The organism is Streptomyces sp. NPDC043878 (genome assembly GCF_056435735.1).
In genome coordinates this window covers 1-17,298 of record NZ_JBWKDW010000006.1, presented here as the reverse complement: position 1 = coordinate 17,298, position 17,298 = coordinate 1, and the positions used below count along the sequence as shown (strand labels likewise).

18 protein-coding genes are annotated in these 17,298 nt (G+C 73.7%); 4 read left to right on the top strand and 14 right to left on the bottom strand.

What is annotated here, in order from left to right; genetic code table 11:
- Positions 1-411 precede the first annotated feature (411 nt).
- The 12 genes from AC07AZ_RS10415 to AC07AZ_RS10360 form a co-directional block, all read right to left on the bottom strand.
- The gene (locus AC07AZ_RS10415; RefSeq protein WP_478845898.1) at positions 412-1,296 is read right to left on the bottom strand and encodes an alpha/beta hydrolase; all 885 of its coding nucleotides are present in this window, start codon (positions 1,294-1,296) and stop codon (positions 412-414) included.
- 315 nt (positions 1,297-1,611) lie between these two features.
- Entirely contained in the window at positions 1,612-2,814 is a 1,203-nt protein-coding gene (kynU, locus tag AC07AZ_RS10410; RefSeq protein ID WP_478845896.1) for a kynureninase, read from the bottom strand.
- Complete coding sequence (locus tag AC07AZ_RS10405; protein WP_478845894.1) at positions 2,807-3,652, bottom strand: tryptophan 2,3-dioxygenase family protein; 846 nt, start codon at positions 3,650-3,652, stop codon at positions 2,807-2,809. The genes kynU and AC07AZ_RS10405 overlap by 8 nt, the downstream gene beginning before the upstream one ends.
- Before the next feature lie 245 nt (positions 3,653-3,897).
- Positions 3,898-4,311: a DUF3151 domain-containing protein gene (locus AC07AZ_RS10400; RefSeq protein ID WP_478845892.1), complete on the bottom strand. Its 414-nt coding sequence runs from the start codon at positions 4,309-4,311 to the stop codon at positions 3,898-3,900.
- A gap of 167 nt (positions 4,312-4,478) precedes the next feature.
- Positions 4,479-5,945, bottom strand: a complete 1,467-nt coding sequence (locus AC07AZ_RS10395; protein ID WP_478845890.1) for an MFS transporter — start codon at positions 5,943-5,945, stop codon at positions 4,479-4,481.
- A gap of 69 nt (positions 5,946-6,014) precedes the next feature.
- Positions 6,015-7,046: a class II fructose-bisphosphate aldolase gene (gene fbaA / locus AC07AZ_RS10390; RefSeq protein WP_478845888.1), complete on the bottom strand. Its 1,032-nt coding sequence runs from the start codon at positions 7,044-7,046 to the stop codon at positions 6,015-6,017.
- Between the two features lie 146 nt (positions 7,047-7,192).
- Positions 7,193-7,741: an orotate phosphoribosyltransferase gene (gene pyrE / locus AC07AZ_RS10385; protein ID WP_478845886.1), complete on the bottom strand. Its 549-nt coding sequence runs from the start codon at positions 7,739-7,741 to the stop codon at positions 7,193-7,195.
- 10 nt (positions 7,742-7,751) lie between these two features.
- The gene (locus tag AC07AZ_RS10380) at positions 7,752-8,549 is read right to left on the bottom strand and encodes an aldose epimerase family protein (protein ID WP_478845884.1); all 798 of its coding nucleotides are present in this window, start codon (positions 8,547-8,549) and stop codon (positions 7,752-7,754) included.
- 152 nt (positions 8,550-8,701) lie between these two features.
- Positions 8,702-9,547: an SRPBCC domain-containing protein gene (locus tag AC07AZ_RS10375; RefSeq protein WP_478845882.1), complete on the bottom strand. Its 846-nt coding sequence runs from the start codon at positions 9,545-9,547 to the stop codon at positions 8,702-8,704.
- Positions 9,548-9,660: 113 nt separating this feature from the next.
- Positions 9,661-11,298, bottom strand: a complete 1,638-nt coding sequence (locus tag AC07AZ_RS10370) for a polyamine aminopropyltransferase (RefSeq protein ID WP_478845880.1) — start codon at positions 11,296-11,298, stop codon at positions 9,661-9,663.
- Positions 11,299-11,398: 100 nt separating this feature from the next.
- A complete protein-coding gene (locus tag AC07AZ_RS10365) occupies positions 11,399-11,956 on the bottom strand; it encodes a DUF2617 family protein (RefSeq protein WP_478845878.1) in 558 nt (185 codons plus the stop codon).
- A 402-nt stretch (positions 11,957-12,358) separates the two neighbouring features.
- A complete protein-coding gene (locus tag AC07AZ_RS10360) occupies positions 12,359-12,640 on the bottom strand; it encodes a hypothetical protein (protein ID WP_478845876.1) in 282 nt (93 codons plus the stop codon).
- 129 nt (positions 12,641-12,769) lie between these two features.
- On the opposite strand from AC07AZ_RS10360, the gene AC07AZ_RS10355 reads away from it, so the two are divergent.
- Both AC07AZ_RS10355 and AC07AZ_RS10350 read left to right on the top strand, forming a co-directional pair.
- Positions 12,770-13,963, top strand: coding sequence for a pyridoxal phosphate-dependent aminotransferase (locus tag AC07AZ_RS10355; RefSeq protein WP_478845874.1), 1,194 nt, complete (start codon positions 12,770-12,772; stop codon positions 13,961-13,963).
- A gap of 92 nt (positions 13,964-14,055) precedes the next feature.
- The gene (locus tag AC07AZ_RS10350) at positions 14,056-14,193 is read left to right on the top strand and encodes a type II toxin-antitoxin system YoeB family toxin (protein WP_478845872.1); all 138 of its coding nucleotides are present in this window, start codon (positions 14,056-14,058) and stop codon (positions 14,191-14,193) included.
- A 170-nt stretch (positions 14,194-14,363) separates the two neighbouring features.
- On the opposite strand, the gene AC07AZ_RS10345 is transcribed toward AC07AZ_RS10350, so the two are convergent.
- A complete protein-coding gene (locus AC07AZ_RS10345) occupies positions 14,364-14,918 on the bottom strand; it encodes a Uma2 family endonuclease (protein WP_478845870.1) in 555 nt (184 codons plus the stop codon).
- Positions 14,919-15,076: 158 nt separating this feature from the next.
- Between AC07AZ_RS10345 and AC07AZ_RS10340 the strand changes: the two genes are divergently transcribed.
- Together AC07AZ_RS10340 and AC07AZ_RS10335 are read left to right on the top strand one after the other, a co-directional pair.
- Entirely contained in the window at positions 15,077-15,217 is a 141-nt protein-coding gene (locus AC07AZ_RS10340; protein WP_478845868.1) for a hypothetical protein, read from the top strand.
- A gap of 124 nt (positions 15,218-15,341) precedes the next feature.
- Complete coding sequence (locus AC07AZ_RS10335) at positions 15,342-16,532, top strand: hypothetical protein (RefSeq protein ID WP_478845866.1); 1,191 nt, start codon at positions 15,342-15,344, stop codon at positions 16,530-16,532.
- Between the two features lie 26 nt (positions 16,533-16,558).
- On the opposite strand, the gene AC07AZ_RS10330 is transcribed toward AC07AZ_RS10335, so the two are convergent.
- Positions 16,559-17,089, bottom strand: a complete 531-nt coding sequence (locus AC07AZ_RS10330) for a YbjN domain-containing protein (RefSeq protein ID WP_478845864.1) — start codon at positions 17,087-17,089, stop codon at positions 16,559-16,561.
- Positions 17,090-17,298: the final 209 nt, after the last annotated feature.

The window sequence follows — 17,298 nt, the reverse complement described above, 5'->3', positions numbered from 1 at the left end:
CGAGAGCGGCGAGGAGCGCCCGGCGCCGTCGGCCCGCGCGACGCCGACCCGACCGTTCCCCCGGCCGCCGCGCCGCCCCCGGACAGGCGTCCCCCGCGCTCGTACCCGCGGCGACCGGCCTACGGCCCTCAGGCGTCCCCGTGACCGTGCTCCCCGCCGGCTCGCGCCCCGCACCCCGGCCCGCTCTCCCGGCCCCCTCCGCCGTCTCCCCCGCAGCGAACCCCATGGTCGTCCTCCTCCCCGTCCGCCCGGTCATCGGGCTTCCACGGTGGGGAAGTTACGGATCGGAGGCCGTCACCCGCGTCCCGCCAGGGAGCTCACCTGCGCGGTAGCTCTCAGGTACTACGGGTATGACAGAGGCGGCGAGGCAGCTCGAAGGGGCGGCCCGATGGGACAGCCCAAAGGGGTGGCTCACCACGCCAGTTGGGCGATCTCCTCCGCCACCACCGCGCAGGCGTCCGCGGCCGGGTCGATCAGGGGGAAGTGGCCGACGTCCTCCAGCAGGGTCAGGCCGACCACCTCGCCGGCCTTCGCCGCCGCGTCCGCGTACGCCTCGGCGACCGCCTCCGGGACGACCCCGTCCGCACGGCCCTGGACGAGCGTGGTCGCGATGCCCGTGGGGAGCAGCAGCGAGGGGTCGGCGTACGGCCGCCGTACGGCGAACTCGTCCTGGCCCCCGAGGAGTTGCAGGGCCGCGCCGCCGCAGACGTCCAGTTTGCGGGCGACCTCGAAGTCGGCGATCGGGGCGAGGGCGACCACTCCGCGCAGCGGGGCCGGGCGGTCGGTGCGCCAGGGGGCGTCCGGCGGGAGCAGATGCCGGGCCGCCACCCACAGGGCCAGGTGACCGCCCGCCGAGTGGCCGGTGACCACCATGCGGCGCGGGTCGGCCCGCGGGAGGTGCTCCCGTACCAGCGCGGGCAGCGCGTCCAGCGCGGCGGCCACGTCGTCGAAGGTGTCCGGCCAGCGGCCCGCGACCGGGGCGTCCCGCGCCGGGCCGTCGCCGCCGCGCCGGTACTCCACGTTGGCGACGGCGAAGCCCCGGCGGGCCAGGAAGCCCGCGAGGGGCGTGATGTGCCGGCGGTCGTAGGGGGCGCGCCAGGCACCACCGTGCAGCAGGACCACCACCGGCGTGGCGAGGGCGCCCGGTGCCGCCGTGCCGCGCGGGGCGTAGAAGTCGATCACCTGGTCAGGGTGGTCGCCGTACGCGGCGGTGACGTCGGGCTCGACGGCGGGATGCGAGAAGGCCGACTCCTCCTCTGCGGCTGCCGCGGCGGCACGGGCGTCGTCGTCCGACATGCTCCAACCTCTCAGGGGCGAAACGGAATTGGCGGACCAGGAGGGAATTCGGCCGTTGGCGGGGACGGTATCAGCCCGGTGACGTGCGCCGACACGCGGATGTCACGCTCGGTGAGGACCGAGCGGTGACCGGCCCCGCCCACGGCAGGCCCCAAGGGCTGTCCCGCGATTCCCGGCGGGCGCACGACGACAGCCACGGCACCTCGCCGCGTTGTCGGATCGCCCGAACACGCCCGGTACGAGGACGACCCTCCGCCTTGCGACGCACCGCATCCGACGCCGCGCGCTGATCCACCAGGACTTGCGGGACCGCCCTCAGGCCAGCACCCCGCCGAGCACCCGGGCCGCCCGCTCCACGTCGCGGAACCCGACGTACAGCGGTGTGAAGCCGAACCGCAGGACGTCGGGGCGGCGGTGGTCGCCGACCACGCCGTGTTCGACGAGCCTCCGCATGACGTCGCCCGCGTCCGCGCACCGAAGCGCGACCTGGCTGCCGCGCTCCTCGTGGGCCGGCGGTGTCAGGGACTCCACCCGCCCCTCGGGGACGTACCGCCCGACACATTCGAGGAAGAAGTCCGTCAGGGCCAGCGACTTGGCGCGTACGGCCTCGATCGTGACGCCGTCCCACACGTCGAGGGCGGCCTCCAGGGCGAGCATGGACAGGATGTCCGGAGTGCCCACCCGGCCGCGCACCGCGCCCGCCGCCGGTTCGTAGTCGGGCCGCATGCCGAACGGCTCGGCGTGGGAGTTCCAGCCGGGCAGCGGCGAGTCGAAACGATCCTGCAGTTCCTGTCGGACGTACAGGTACGCGGGTGAACCCGGGCCGCCGTTCAGGTACTTGTAGGTGCAGCCGACGGCCAGGTCGACCCCGTGTGCGTCGAGTCCCACCGGCAGGGCGCCCGCGCTGTGGCACAGGTCCCAGACGGCGACGGCGCCCACCGCGTGCACGGCGGCGGTCAGCGAGGGCAGGTCGTGGAGCCGGCCCGAGCGGTAGTCGACGTGGTTCAGCAGGACCGCGGCGGTCCGCTCGCCCAGCGCGCCCGGCACCTGCGCCGGCGTCACCGGACGCAGGGTGCAGCCGGTCATCCGCGCCGCCGACTCGGCCATGTAGCCGTCCGTGGGGAACGTCGTGGCGTCGACCACGATCTCGTCCCGGGCGGCGTCCGTGAGCCGCGCGAGCCGGACGGCCCCGACCAGTGCCTTGAAGAGGTTGACGCTTGTCGAGTCGCCCACGACGATCTGCCCGGGCGCCGCGCCGACCAGCGGGGCGATCCGGTCGCCGATCCGCTCGGGCGCCGTCCACCAGCCGCTCTCGTCCCAGGACCGGATGCGGAGCGAACCCCACTGCCGGCGCACCACGTCGTCCAGGTGCCCGGGGACGGAGGCGGGCAGCGCGCCCAGCGAGTTGCCGTCCAGGTAGACGGTGTCGTCGAGGACGAACCGGGCGCGCAGGGCGGCCAGTTCGTCCCCCGCGTCCAGCTTCTCCGCACTGCCGGCGAGGTCGGTCGTCTCAGACATGGGACCTCGCCGTCCACAGCTCCGGGAAGACGTTCTTCCGCGCGCGCTTCTCCAGCCAGGCCACGCCGGCCGAGCCGCCCGTGCCGGCCTTCGCGCCCATCGCGCGGCGGGTGGCGACCAGGTGGTCGTTGCGCCAGCGCCACACCAGCTCGGCCACGTCGGTCAGCGCCTCGCCGAGCCGGGCGATCTCGTCGCCCTCGTCACCCGAGTACACGGCCGTCCAGACCGCCTCGACCTCGTCCGAGGGGTCGTAGCGCCCTGCGACGTCACGCGAGAGGACCTCCTGCGGGACGGCGTGGCCGCGCCGGGCGAGCAGCGCCAGCACCTCGTCGTAGAGGCTCGGCTCGTGCAGCGCCTTCTCCAGCTCGGCGTGCACGCGGGGCGCGCCGCGGTGCGGGACCAGCATGGACGCGGACTTGTCGCCGAGCAGGAACTCCATCCGGCGGTACATCGCCGACTGGAAGCCGGAACCCTCGCCGAGCGCGGACCGGTAGGAGTTGAACTGGGCCGGCGTGAGCTGTCCGAGCGGCTTCCAGGAGGCGGTCAGCGCCTCCAGCTCCCGTACGGACCGCTTCAGCGCGTCGATCGCGACCGGCACCCTGTCCTCCCGCAACGCCTGCGCCGCGGTCTCCCACTCGTGGACGATCACGGTGAACCACAGCTCCATGACCTGGGTCGTGACCAGGAAGACCATCTCTCCGGGATCGTCGGAGAGGGTGTGCTGGAGGTGGGTGAGCACGTCCGCCTTGACGTAGTCCTCGTACGGCGTCGTGCCGGCGAAGTCGAGATGCGGGGTCTCGGGCTCCGAAGCCTCGGGGGGCTGAGCCTGCTGGGACATCGCTGTCTCCCTGTACCTGTACTCCGGGTAGCGGTCCGCCCCTGCCGTTACCGACACGGGGGCCCCGGTCCCCACGGGCATCCTGCGCAATCGTCCCCCGGAAACGCAAGGCCCGCCCGGTCACACTCGCACCGGGCGGGTCTTCTCGAACAGGGACCAGGGTCCTTCGTCCGGATCAGGCTGGATCCGACTGGATCAGGCTGCGTCAGGGGCCCGCGAGCCCGGCCTGATCCGGACGAGAGGCCTTAACCCAGCGTCTGCGCCGCCGTCGGCGAGGAGTCCTTCAGGAACTGCGCGCAGCGCTCGTACTCCTCCTGCTCGCCGATGGACTGCGCGGCGCGGGCCAGGGCGTGCAGGGCGCGCAGGAAGCCGCGGTTCGGCTCGTGCTCCCAGGGCACCGGGCCGTGGCCCTTCCAGCCGCTGCGGCGCAGGGCGTCCAGGCCGCGGTGGTAGCCCGTACGGGCATAGGCGTACGACTCGACCACGCTGGAACGCTCGAACGCGTCGTCGGCCAGCCGGGCCCAGGCCAGCGAGGAGGTCGGGTACTTGGCGGCGACCTCGGCGGGCGGGGTACCGGCCGCGAGCAGCTCACGCGGCTCCGGGTCGTCGGGGAGCTGGGTCGGGGGCGGCCCCCCGAGAAGGTTTTCGTGAATGGACATGGTGCAAGTCTCCTCCATCGGACCGGGGAGCCGGGCGCGAAGGCCGGCCACGGGGCCGGAGGGGAACGTCGGCCGGGCGCGAAGGCCGGCCACGGGGCCGGAGGGGCACGTCGCGCGGTGTGCCGGGCCGCGCGGCCCGGCACACCGGGCGGCGGCCGACCGGTGGGTCAACCGATCCGTCCGCGGGCCCGCGCTCCCTCCAGGGGCGGTGCGGTGACCCAGCCGTGGGTGCGGCATTCCGGCAGCCGGCAGTCCGGGGGCGGCCGGCGGACGGTCGCGAAGGCGAGCACCGACCCCACCACCAGCACCCCCGCGCACACCAGCATCGCCCGGCCGAACGCGGCGTCGAAGGCGGTCGCCGACCGGTAGGCGTCCTCCCCCATCCCGGCGACCAGCGGCAGCGCGGCCACCGCGACCAGGCCGGCCGCACGGGCCGCCGCGTTGTTGATGCCGCTGGCCAGACCGGCCCGGGCGGTGTCCACGGAGGCGAGCACGGTGGCGGTCAGCGGCGCCACCAGGGCGACCAGGCCGGCCCCCATCACCAGCAGGGCCGGCAGGACGTCGGTGAGGTAGGAGGCGTCCGGCCCCACCCGCAGCATCAGCAGCATGGCGCTGGCGCACAGCAGCGGGCCGACGGTGAGCGGGACGCGCGGGCCGATCCGCTGGGCGAGCTGACCCGAGCGGGCGGAGAACAGCAGCATCATCGCGGTGGTCGGCAGCAGGGCCGTACCGGCCTGGAGCGCCGAGTAGCCGGCCACGACCTGGAGCTGGAGGGCGGTGAGGAAGAAGAAGCCGCCGAAGGCCGCGTACACGCACAGCGTCACCAGGTTGACGGCCGTGAACTGGCGCGAGGCGAAGACGTCCAGCGGCAGCATCGGGTCGGCGCTGCGCTTCTCGACGGCGACGAAGGCGACGCCCGCGGCCACCCCCGCCACCGCGGCGAGCACCACGGCGAGCGAACCGCCGCGGGCCTCGATCAGCGCGTACGTCACCAGGGCGAGCGCCAGCGCGCCGAGGACCGCGCCGAGCACATCGAAGCGTCCGTGGCTGCGGCCGTCCCCGGACTCGGGCACGTGCCGAACGGCGATGGGGGCGCAGGCCAGGGCCAGCGGGACGTTGAGCAGGAACACCCAGCGCCAGCCGGGGCCGTCCACCAGCCAGCCGCCGAGGAACGGGCCGACCGCCGCGCCGATCCCGCCGAACCCGGACCACGTGCCGACGGCCCGGCTGCGGTCGTCGGGGTGGAAGGACGCCTGGATGAGGGCGAGCGAGCCCGGGGTGAGCAGCGCGCCACCGACGCCCTGGAGGGCACGGGCGGCGATCAGGACGCCGACGCTCGGGGCGAGTCCGCACAGGAGGGAGGCGGCGGCGAACCAGACGACGCCGATCACGAAGACCTTGCGGCGGCCGTAGCGGTCGCCGAGGGCGCCGCCGAGCAGGATCAGCCCGGCCAGCGTGAGCATGTACGCGGTGACCGTCCACTGCAGGGCGGCCAGGTCCGCGTCGAGGTCACGGCCGATGCGGGGCAGGGCGACGTTGACCACGGTCGAGTCCAGCGTGGCCATGCTGGAGCCGAGGACGGTGGTCAGCAGGATCCACTTGCCCTGCGGGGAGGACAGCCGGACGTCGGGCATGCCCCAGGTATACAACGAGCCCGGTGCCGTGGCACCGGGCTCGTGGGAAGCCGCCTGCCGCGCGGCCGACTACTTGATCTTCGTGCCGGCGGAGCGCAGGTGCTGCGTGGCCTCGACGACCCGCGCGGCCATGCCCGCCTCGGCCAGCTTGCCCCAGGTCCGCGGGTCGTAGGTCTTCTTCGAGCCGACCTCGCCGTCGACCTTCAGAACGCCGTCGTAGTTGCGGAAGACGTGGTCGGCGACGGGACGCGTGAAGGCGTACTGCGTGTCCGTGTCGATGTTCATCTTGACCACGCCGTTCTCCAGGGCGGTCGCGATCTCCTCCGCGGAGGAGCCGGAGCCGCCGTGGAAGACGAAGTCGAACGGCTGGGAGCCGGCCGGCTTGCCGTACTTGGCGGCCACGCCCTCGTTGAGCTCCTTGAGGAGGTCGGGGCGCAGCACGACGTTGCCCGGCTTGTACACGCCGTGCACGTTGCCGAAGGACGCGGCCAGCAGGTAGCGGCCCTTCTCACCGAGGCCGAGCGCCTCGACCGTGCGCACGGCGTCGTCGACGGTCGTGTACAGCGAGTCGTTGATCTCGTGGGTGACGCCGTCCTCCTCGCCGCCGGTCGGGGTGATCTCGACCTCCAGGATGATCCTGGCGGCGCGGGCACGCTCCAGCAGTTCCTGCGCGACGGCGAGGTTGTCGGCGAGGGTCTCGGCCGAGCCGTCCCACATGTGGGACTGGAACAGCGGGTTGCCGCCGGCCTTGACGCGCTCCTCGGAGACCGCGAGCAGCGGACGCACGTACCCGTCGAGCTTGTCCTTCGGGCAGTGGTCGGTGTGCAGGGCGACCGTCACCGGGTACTTCTGGGCGACGATGTGCGCGAACTCGGCCAGCGCCACGGCGCCGGTGACCATGTCCTTGCTGTACTGGCCGCCCAGGAACTCGGCACCACCCGTGGAGATCTGGACGATGCCGTCGCTCTCCGCCTCCGCGAAGCCGCGCAGCGCAGCGTGCAGGGTCTGGGTCGAGGTCACGTTGATGGCCGGGTAGGCGAACCTGCCTGCCTTCGCCCGGTCGAGCATCTCGTTGTAGACCTCGGGGGTTGCGATGGGCATCTGTCCGCTCCTTGGATGTGCGGGTTGGCGTTCTGTGTCCTACGGCCCTGACCTAGACCTCGGGGGTGACGTCGTCGTCGGCACCATCCTTCCAGACCTGGCCGGATGGTCCCGTCCTGGTGTCCACCCTGTGGATAACCCGGCGGCTAGTCGAGGCCCAGCTCGTCCTTGGAGTACGCGAAGAGGTACGGGACCCCGGCGCCCTCCTGGATCTTCTCGGCGGCACCGGTCGCCCGGTCGACGATGGTCGCCACCGCCACGACCTCGGCGCCGGCCTCGCGCACGGCCTCCACCGCGGTCAGCGGGGACCCGCCGGTGGTCGAGGTGTCCTCGACGACCAGGACCCGGCGGCCGCTGATGTCCGGGCCCTCGACCCGCCGCTGCAGTCCGTGCGCCTTGGCGGCCTTGCGGACGACGAAGGCGTCCAGCCGGCGCCCCCGCGCGGCGGCCGCGTGCAGCAGGGCGGCGGCCACGGGGTCGGCCCCCATGGTCAGCCCGCCGACGGCGTCGAAGTCCAGGTCCGCGGTCAGGTCCAGGAGCACCTGGCCGACCAGCGGCGCGGCCTCGCCGTCGAGCGTGACGCGGCGCAGGTCGACGTAGTAGTCCGCCTCCAGACCCGAAGACAGGGTCACCCTGCCGTGCACCACGGCCTTGTCCTTGATCTGCTCCAGCAGCTTTCCACGCGCGTCAGTCATGCCCGTCAGCTTAGAGGCGGCGCCAGCTCCACGTGGTGGTGGCTTCCAGCGGATCGATCGCGGTGACCAGGCGCGGGAGGGTGTTCAGGCCGTTGGGCGGGCCGGTCTGCGGCTCCACGCACACGGCGGCCTCCTGCTCGTCGTACACCACGACCCACTGCTCGCGGCTGGCCACCCTCAGTTCCAGCCGCCCCGGCCAGGTGACGGTCACGTCGACGCCGTCGGGCATGCCGAAGCAGTCGTCCCAGGGGCCGGGCCTCGGCTCGACGCGCCTGCCGGTGGGGAGGTGGTCGTCGCCGCGCTCCTCCTGCCAGGCGGGCGTGAAGTCGAGCCGGGCGCCCTCACCGTGGCCGTCGCCGAGGGTGCGGTTGAACCAGGGGTGCCAGCCGATCTGCGCCGGGAAGGAGGTCCCGTACGTCTCGACGGCCATGCCGAGCGTCAGGGTGTCCGCGGTGAGCGTGACGACCTGCGTGACGCGCCCCGGGTGGGGCCAGGGGTCGACGAGGTCGTACGTGATGACCGCCTCGTCGGCCGAGACGCGGGCGGTGCGCCAGGCGCCGTCGCGCGCGGTGCCGTGGATGGCGTGCGGCGGGGAGTTGAGCGGCAGTTGACGCGAGGTCCCGCCGTCCAGGAACCGTCCGTCGCGGGTCCGGCCGCACCAGGGGACCATCGGGAAGCAGCCGAACCGCTCGCCCTGCCGCAGGAGTTCGACGCCGCCGACGCGGAGCCCCCCGATCCGCCCGCCGTTGCCCGGCTGCACGGTCACCTCCGCGTCACCCGCGGTCAGCGTGATGTCTTCGTTACTCACGGGACGACCCTACTGGGCCGATCAAGGGGGCGGGGCCGGGGCGGGGCCGGGGACCCGGGAGCAATGGGCGGGGCGGCGCGCAGGGCGGGCCGGGCGCGTGTCGCACGGGGCGACCCTGCGGGCGTGAACCGCACCGGAGCGGCCGGCCGGCGTCAGTGGCGTCTGCGCAGCACCCGTCCCGCAACGATCGCCGACGCGAGGACCACCGCCGCGGCGGGTGCCGCCCAGCGCAGGGCGGAGGCGGGGGTGATCGTCTGCGGGGTGGGCACCGGGGCGTAGCGGCCGCGCGGCGGGGCGTGGTCGACCTCCTCCGCGCTGCGCCCGATCATCGTGCGCCGCGCGTGGGCCGCCTCGGCGGCCGCGACCGGCTCCTCGAAGCCGTCGCCCGGCCCCGGTCCGGCGTCCTCGGAGACATGCGCGTCGAGCGGCCGTGCCGCAGGCCGCGACTCCGGTTCCGGAGCCTGGTCGTCGTCCGCTTCCGTTTCCGCTTCCGGTTCCCGTCGGGACTCAGGCTCCCGGTCGGCTTCGACCGGCTCGGCCGGCGGGGGTTCCGGCTGCTCCGGCCGCCGTTCCTCCGCCGGCGCGGCACCCAGGTTCTCCGCGAAACGGTTCAGCAGCCGGACGACGGCCGAGCCGACCGCGTCGGACGGCAGGTCCGCGACGCGCCCGTCCGCGGCGGCGGCCGCCTCGAAGGCGAGGATCGAGCCACCGTCCGCGTCCCGCAGGCGGAGCGTCAGGGTGAGTTTGACCGAGCCGCTGCCGCGCGTCTCGGTGGCGTCGCCCTCGACGGCGTACGAGCCGTCGTCCCGGCCGGAGACGCGCGCGGCACCGCGGTAGGTGATGGAGTGGCTGCCGACCCGCACCTTCAGCCGGCCGCTGACGGGCTCGGCGCCGGCGTCCTGCTGGAGGCCGGGGACCGCCCGGGCGACCCGCGCGGGATCGGCCAGCGCCTCCCTGAGCCGCTCGGCCACAACCGGAACGAACACCTCATGCTCCATGTCGGCCGAGCCTACCCAGTGGGCGCCGTACCGCACCCGCGTTGACCGAAATAGCCCACGCGCGGACCGGAGACACCCGGCCGCCCCCGCGCGTCCGGCGCCCTCCCGTCCCGTCAGAAGCGCGGATGGACCAGCGTCGAGGGCGGCAGACCCGTGATGCTCCGGTGCGTCGCCGTGCGGGCCGCCGCGGTCAGGGACGGCTGGGTCAGGGTCGCCGGGTGGGGGCCGTGAGGGGCGAGGCGCAGCGGTGGCCGGGTGCGGCGGGCGGCGAGGACGAACCCCCAGTCGTGCGGGGCACGGCCCGCGCCCGCCGAGCGGTCGGGTCCGTCGGCGAAGCCGGGGTCGCGGCCGCCCACGCAGTAGGGCGCCGTGCGCAGGCCGGCCGCCCGGATCGTCGCGTCCACCGTCCAGAAGGCGCGGGCGCGGGAGGAGGCGGGTCCCGCGTGCACCACGAGCCGGCCGCCGGCGGCGAGCGTCCGCCGCGTCAGGCCGTAGAACTCCTGGGAGTACAGCTTGGTGCTCGCCGTGATGCCCGGATCGGGCAGGTCCGCGATCACCACGTCGTAGCCGGCCGCCGGCGCTCCGCGCAGCCAGCCGAAGGCGTCCGCCGTGAAGACGTGCACGCGCGGGTCGCCGTAGACATGGCCGTTGAGGGCGGACAGCGCGGGGTCCCGGCGGGCCAGCCGGACGACGGTCGCGTCGAGTTCGACGACGTCGACCCGCCGTACGCCGGGATGGCGCAGCACCTCGCGCGCGGCCAGGCCGTCGCCGCCGCCGAGGACGAGCACGCGCGCGTGGGGGCCGTTCATGGCGGGCTCGACCAGTGCCTCGTGGTAGCGCTGTTCGTCGCGGCCGCTGACCCGGAGCCGGCCGTCGAGGAAGAGACCGAGGGGCCGGCCGTGCGTGCCGCCGGTGAGGACGATCTCCTGGACGTCGCTCTGCACGGCGACCCGCACGTCACGGCCGTAGACCGCCTGGCGCGCGGCCCGTTCGAAGTCGTCGACGAGGACGGCGGCCGTGGCCAGCAGGGCGAGCACGGTGACGTTGACGGCCAGCAGCGTCCAGCGGGCTCGGTGGCTCAGGTCGCGGCGGAACAGGCCGAGGACGAGGGCGCCGCCGGCGGCGACGTTGACCGCGCCGGTGAGCAGCGTGCCGGTCAGCTGGCCGAGCCGGGGCAGCAGCAGGAAGGGGAAGGCGAGGCCGCCGACGAGGGCGCCGACGTAGTCCGCCGCGAACAGGTCGGCCACCGCGCCGCCCGCGTCCTGGCGCCGGATGCGCTGGATGAGTTCCATCAGCAGCGGGACCTCGGCGCCGATGAGCAGGCCGATGGCGAGGGAGAAGGCGACCAGGAGGCAGCGGGGGCCGCTCGTCCACAGGCCGCCCCAGCCGCCGGTCCAGGCGAAGACGGCGTACAGCGCCATCGCGCTGCATCCGCCGACCAGCGCGAGGGCCGCCTCGATCGCGCCGAAGGCGGCCGCGGCCCGCCAGCGCAGCCGCTTGGCGAGAAGCGAGCCGATCCCCATCGCGAAGACCATCACGGACAGGACGACGGAGGTCTGGGTGACCGAGTCCCCGATCAGGTAGGAGGCCAGGGCGACGAGTTCGAGTTCGTACACGAGTCCGCAGGCCGCACAGACGAAGACACAGAGGAGGACGAGGAACCGGCCCGTGCCCGGTCGGACGGGCAGCCGCGCGGGTCCCGCCCAGGACGGCGGGGTGCCGGGCGGGGCGGGGGCGTGCGGTTCGATCACGCTGCGACGTTACGTCACGCCCTCGGTACGGTTCGTCACCCACACGTGTGGACATGGCGGTCGCCGGAGCCTCGGGGTTTGAGCCCTTCGAGTGGTGCCCTCAGACCCCGGACGCGCTGAGGCGTGGCCGCCGTGGGCCGCCGGGCCGGACCGTCGGCACGCCCACCCGGGTGCGGGTCGCCACCAACTGCCCGTCCTGCGGGTAGGCGTGCCAGGTCCGCCAGTGCACCTGCCCCTCGTGGCGCTGGGCGAGCAGCGCGGTGAAGGCGTGCGGACTGCCCGGGAAGACACCGGCGAGTCCGTTGGGGTGGTCGGAGACCAGGGCGAGCAACTCCTGGGCGCGGCCCGCGAACGAGCCCGGGGACAGCAACTCCACCCGGGCCGCGAACTCGTACTCCCAGTCGTCGCCGACGCGTTTGGCGACGCCCAGCGGGAGCGGGGTGCTGCTGCCGGCGATGCACGCCACCGTCTCCGAACAGCTGCCGCGCGCCTCCTCGAGAAGTACCTGGTGGGACGCGCCGAGAAGTCTCAACTGGATTTTCGCACCGCCCAGTTCGAGGTCCAGGGAGGCGAGGGCGGGCAGCGGCTCGCGCCCCAGGGCCCAGGCGAGGTCGGCCGCGCGCGTGTCGGTGTAGGAGGTGGTGAGGGTCGTGAGCATGGGTCGGCTCCGCAAGCACGCAAAGAACGGGGAGATGTGGGTCCGGCGCACCCCGGGCGACATCGCGGTATCGGCCCGGTCAGCCCGGTCGGGACGTCAGGAAGTCAGAAAGGTGTCCGCTGGAGGTCCGAGGGGCTGCGTCGGTGGTTTAGAGGGAATCATGAACTGTGGTGCCACCACAGCGTTTTTACCCAAGTTCGTGCGGTTTCCATCCCTCAGAGGGCTGCCCAGCTCAACTGTTCAACCACAGCGCGCGCCGACGCGGCCGCTCCTACGTCACAACACTGGGCGCCCGCTGGGGGGTGAACCCCGGCGGACGCCCGGCACGACGCGGCGGGGACCACCCCCGAAGGCCCCCGCCGCACGGCCGCGTCGCACACCGTGGAGCTCGGCTGCCCCGTGTCAGCTGCCTCCACCGCATCCGCCGCCGCCGCAGGACGAGCCGCCCCCGCACGACGACCCGCCGCCGCAGGAGTGCCCGCCGCCGCAGGAGTGCCCGGAGTGGCCCCCCGAGTGCCCTCCGGAATGGCCGGAGGACCCGCTGTCTCCCCCGCCCGCCCACCAGCTGCCGCCGCCGGCCGCCCCGTACGACCCGGCGCGCCGGCGCCGGCCGGTGCGTGCCGCGGTCACGAGCGCCCCGACGAACAGAACCGCGATCACCGCCAGGATGATGCCGAAGACCATGGCGTCACCCTCCTTCCGATGTCCCCGGGACGACCCCCCGTGGGCGCCCCGCTTGGTGCGTGCCGGGGAGATGCCCTTTCGTCTCGCGGGCCAAAGCAGAGTTGAGGAACTCCAGAGCTTGGGCGCAGGATGACGGGCATGACCTCCAGCGCACGCCCCCTCCTCAACCGCCGGCTCGCCGCGTTCGGGACCACGATCTTCGCGGAGATGTCCGCGCTCGCCCTGCGGACCGGGGCGATCAACCTCGGGCAGGGTTTCCCGGACACGGACGGTCCCGAGGAGATCCGTGAGGCGGCGGTGCGGGCGCTGCGCGAGGGACGCGGCAACCAGTACCCGCCGGGGCCGGGCGTCCCGGAGCTGCGCACGGCGATCGCCGCGCACCAGGAGCGGCGCTACGGGCTGTCGTACGACCCGGACGGCGAGGTGCTGGTCACCGCGGGCGCCACGGAGGCCATCGCCGCCGCCCTGCTGGCCCTGGTGGAGCCCGGCGACGAGGTGGTGGCACTGGAGCCGTACTACGACTCGTACGCGGCCTGCATCGCGATGGCGGGCGGCACGCGGGTGCCCGTCACCCTGCGCCCGCACGAGGGGAGCTTCCGCCTCGACCTCGACGAGCTGCGCGCCGCGGTCACCGACCGCACCCGGCTGCTGCTCGTCAACACCCCGCACAACCCGACGGGCACGGTCCTGACCCGCGCGGAGCTCGGGGCGATCGCGGAGCTGGCCGTCGAACGCGACCTGCTGGTGATCACGGACGAGGTGTACGAGCACCTGGTGTTCGACGAGGCCGAGCACGTGCCGCTGGCCACGTTCCCGGGGATGCGCGAGCGCACGGTCTCGATCGGCTCGGCCGGCAAGACGTTCTCCTTCACCGGCTGGAAGGTCGGCTGGGTGACGGCGGCGCCGGCGCTGGTCACGGCGGTGCGCTCGGCGAAGCAGTTCCTCACGTACGTCGCCTCGGGGCCCTTCCAGTACGCCGTCGCCGAGGCATTGTCGCTGCCGGACGCCTACTTCGACGCCTTCCGCGCGGACATGCTCGCCAGACGGGACCTGCTGGCGGCGGGCCTGGCGGAGGCGGGCTTCGGGGTGTTCCGGCCCGCCGGCACGTACTTCGTCACCACCGACATCCGGCCCCTGGGCGAGAGCGACGGCTTCGCGTTCTGCCGCGCCCTGCCGGAGCGCGCCGGAGTCGTCGCCATCCCCAACGCCGTCTTCTACGACCACCGCGAGGCGGGCGCGCCGTTCGTGCGGTTCGCGTTCTGCAAGCGCACCGAGGTACTGGCGGACGCGGCGGAACGACTCCGCAAGGCATTCGCGGGCTGACCGCCGCCTTGCAGGACTGGTCGACGCGTCCCCGTCGCCTGCCGCGCCTCGCCCGCCCGGCGCTTTCGCGCCGCGGGCCGTCATTTCGGCGCTTGCCGCGCCGACAGGGGCGGACGCACGGCTTCCAGGGCTACTGGTCACGCCGGATCAACGACGAGCACCGGCTGATCCACAAGGCCACCGAGGACGGCGTCCTGATCGCCCAGTGCCGCTACCACTACGAGAGCTGACAGAACCCTGCCGGCCCCGGCATCACGCAGTGATCACTGCGCACGAGTGTGTGAACGAGGCGTCGGCTGGGTGACCAGTAGCCAGGAGCTCGTGACCGCCGTCCGCTCGGCCAAGCGGTTGCTGACGTATGTCGCCTCCGGGCCCTTCCCATACGCCGTGGCCGAGGCCGTCAGCGAGCGTCCGCCTCCGGATCCGGGCGCGGGAGTTCGTCGAGGTCGAGGGTGAAGGTGCGGCCGTCGGCCAGGGGGATGGGGAGCTTGCCCGTGCCGTACTTGTGGGTGTGCGCGGCGACGTAACCGGTGGCGGTCGGCTGGGTGTGGAGGACTACTTCCTGGGCGTAGGGGTCCACGACCAGGTAGACGGGGATGCCGTAGCGGCCGTACTTCGCGGTGCAGTCGTCGTAGTCCTTGCGTGCCGAGGAGGTCGAGACGGCCTCGGAGATCAGCAGGACGTCCTCGAAGCTGTGGCGCTTGCCTTCCTTGCGTGCGTCCTCGCGCAGGATCGCGAGGTCGGGGGCGGAGTTCTCGTCGGCGGGGAAGTCGATGCAGACGTCGGAGGTGACCTTCGCGTGACGGCCGAGGGCAAGAGCGGAGTCGATCTGCATCGACCTGATGGTGCTGGAGTGCTCTTCACTCCGCGGGGTCATGATCACCTTTCCGTCGGCCCCGAACAGGACTGTGTATCCCTTGGGGAACTCGGTGTGCACGATCGCGTCGGCGCTCATGGACGGCTCCTTACCGTGTGTGGTCAGGATACGACGGACAGTGTCGCGTCACCGGGCCTGGCGGTCGGCCGGAAGCCCGGCCGGGACAGCTCGCCGCGGCCGACTCGCCGGCGGTGCCGGAGATCCCCAGCGGGGCCTTTCGCACGACCAACGAATGGGTGGGCCAACGAGGTGTCGGCTGGGTGACGGCGGCGCCGGCGGTGCACTCGGCGAAGCAGTTCCTCACGCACGTCGCCTCGGGCGAGCGGACGTCCGTGCTGGAGGACGCCGTGTCGAGGCTCAAGGCCCTCGCGGGCTGACCGCCGGCCGCCGCGCCTCCGGGTCCGCCCCGGGTGTCACGTCGCCACGCCGGGCCCCGGGGATCCGCACCCGGTCGGGCGCACCGTGTTCGCGAACGTACCTTTTCCCCTGCAATGTGCGGGTGTGACCCATGCCAGCACCCTCGCCCCCGCCGCCGTCACCGAGCCACACGCCCGCAGCCGTGTCCATCCCTGGCGGCCCCTGGCGGCCGCTCTGGGGCTGTTCGCGGCCGCCCGGCTCTCCGGTGCGGTCGTGCTCGCCGCGACCGCCTGGGCCACCGGCAGGCAGCCGCTCGCCCTGCTCGGGCGGTCCTGGGACTCCCTGTGGTACCTGGGGATCGCCGCCCACGGGTACGGCCGCGTCCTGCACTTCCAGCCGGGTGTCGTCCACAGCGACCTGGCGTTCTTCCCGCTGTACCCGGGGCTGGTCCGGGCGCTGACCACGGTGAGCCCGCTGGGCGGGGGCGCGGCCGGCCTGGTGGTGTCCTGGTTCGCGGCGGCGGTGGCGGCCTGCGGGATGTACGCCCTCGGGGCGCGGCTGCACGGGCGGGCGGTGGCCACCGCGCTGGTGCTGCTGTGGGGCCTGCTGCCGCACTCGGTGGTGCTGTCCATGGCGTACACGGAGCCGGTGCTGACCGCCTTCGCCGTCTGGTCGCTGTACGCGGTGCTGGCCGGGCGCTGGCTGCGGGCGGGCGCGCTGGCCGCGCTGGCGGGGCTCGCCCGGCCCAACGGGTTCGCGGTCGCGGCCGCCGTGCTCGCGGTGGCGGCCTGCGAGCTGTGGCGGGGCCGCGGGCGGGCCGGGAAAGTTACCCACAGCCTGTGGACGGGCGCCGCGCTCGCGCCCGTCGGCTGGGGAGCGTACGTCCTGTGGGTCGGCCACCGCGTGGGCGACCCGCTCGGCGGCTACTTCGCCGTGCAGCGGCGGTGGGGCTCGCGCTTCGACTTCGGGCGGGGCTCGCTGGGGTTCGTGCGCCACCTGCTCCTGCACGGGGACCGCTTCGTCTTCCCGATGACGATGGTGATCGTCGCGGTGTCCGTCGTGCTGTACGCCCTGCTGCTCGCCGACCGTGCCCCGCTGCCGCTGCTGGTGTACAGCGGGGTGCTGCTGCTGGTCACCCTCGGCGGTTCCGGCTTCTTCGAGTCCAAGCCCCGCTTCCTGCTCCCCGCCTTCCCGCTGCTGCTGCCGCCCGCGCGGGCGCTGGTGCGGACGGCGAGAGCCCGGCCCTGGCACGCGACCGTGGTGGTCGGTGCCCTGGCCGGGCTCTCGTTCGCCTACGGGGCGTATCTGGTGGTCATCGCCCACACGCCCCTGTAGCGGCCCGGAAGCGGGCGGAGGCGGACCTACTCCTCGTCGCCCTCGGGCTTGTCCGCGTCGTTGACCTCCTGCTCGAGGCCGAGCTGCTCCACCAGCCACTTGTCGAACTCGATGGCGGCGCGCACCCAGCTGACCGTCGAGGAGACGAAGTGCTCCAGGCTGACGCCGGTGCCGATCAGCATCTGCGCCTCGCCGATCAGGCGGACGGTGCCGTCGTCGTGGGTGTGGCTGTAGACCTTCGGCCACAGCGTCCGCCGGTTCCAGTCGTCGATGGACTCCAGCAGTTCGTGCTTGGCGTCGATCTGGTGCGGCCGGTCGTAGAAGGTCCGCACCGAGAAGACCTGCTGGTCGCCCTCGCCGCGGAACATGAAGTACGTACGGAACTCCTCCCACGGCGCCGCGAGGTCACCCTCGTCGTCGACGACGTACTTCAGCTCCATCTGGTCGAGGAGTTGCTTCACAAGGTCCTGATCCGGCACGACGGGGCCCGCCGGCCCTTGGGGCTCGGGCTCGGGCTGGCCCCCGAAGTTGGGAATCGAGGACGGGTCAATGGACATACCTGGAAACTCCTGCGGTCGTCTGGCTCGTCCGGCCGTCACTGAGACCAGACGTACGTCTCCACCCTCTCTCTCTTCACCCACGACCGGCAACCTCATCCGCCGACGGACCGGGCGCGGGGGGGGGGGGGGGGGGGGGGGGGGGGGGGGGGGGGGGGGGGGGGGGGGGGGGGGGGGGGGGGGGGGGGGGGGGGGGGGGGGGGGGGGGG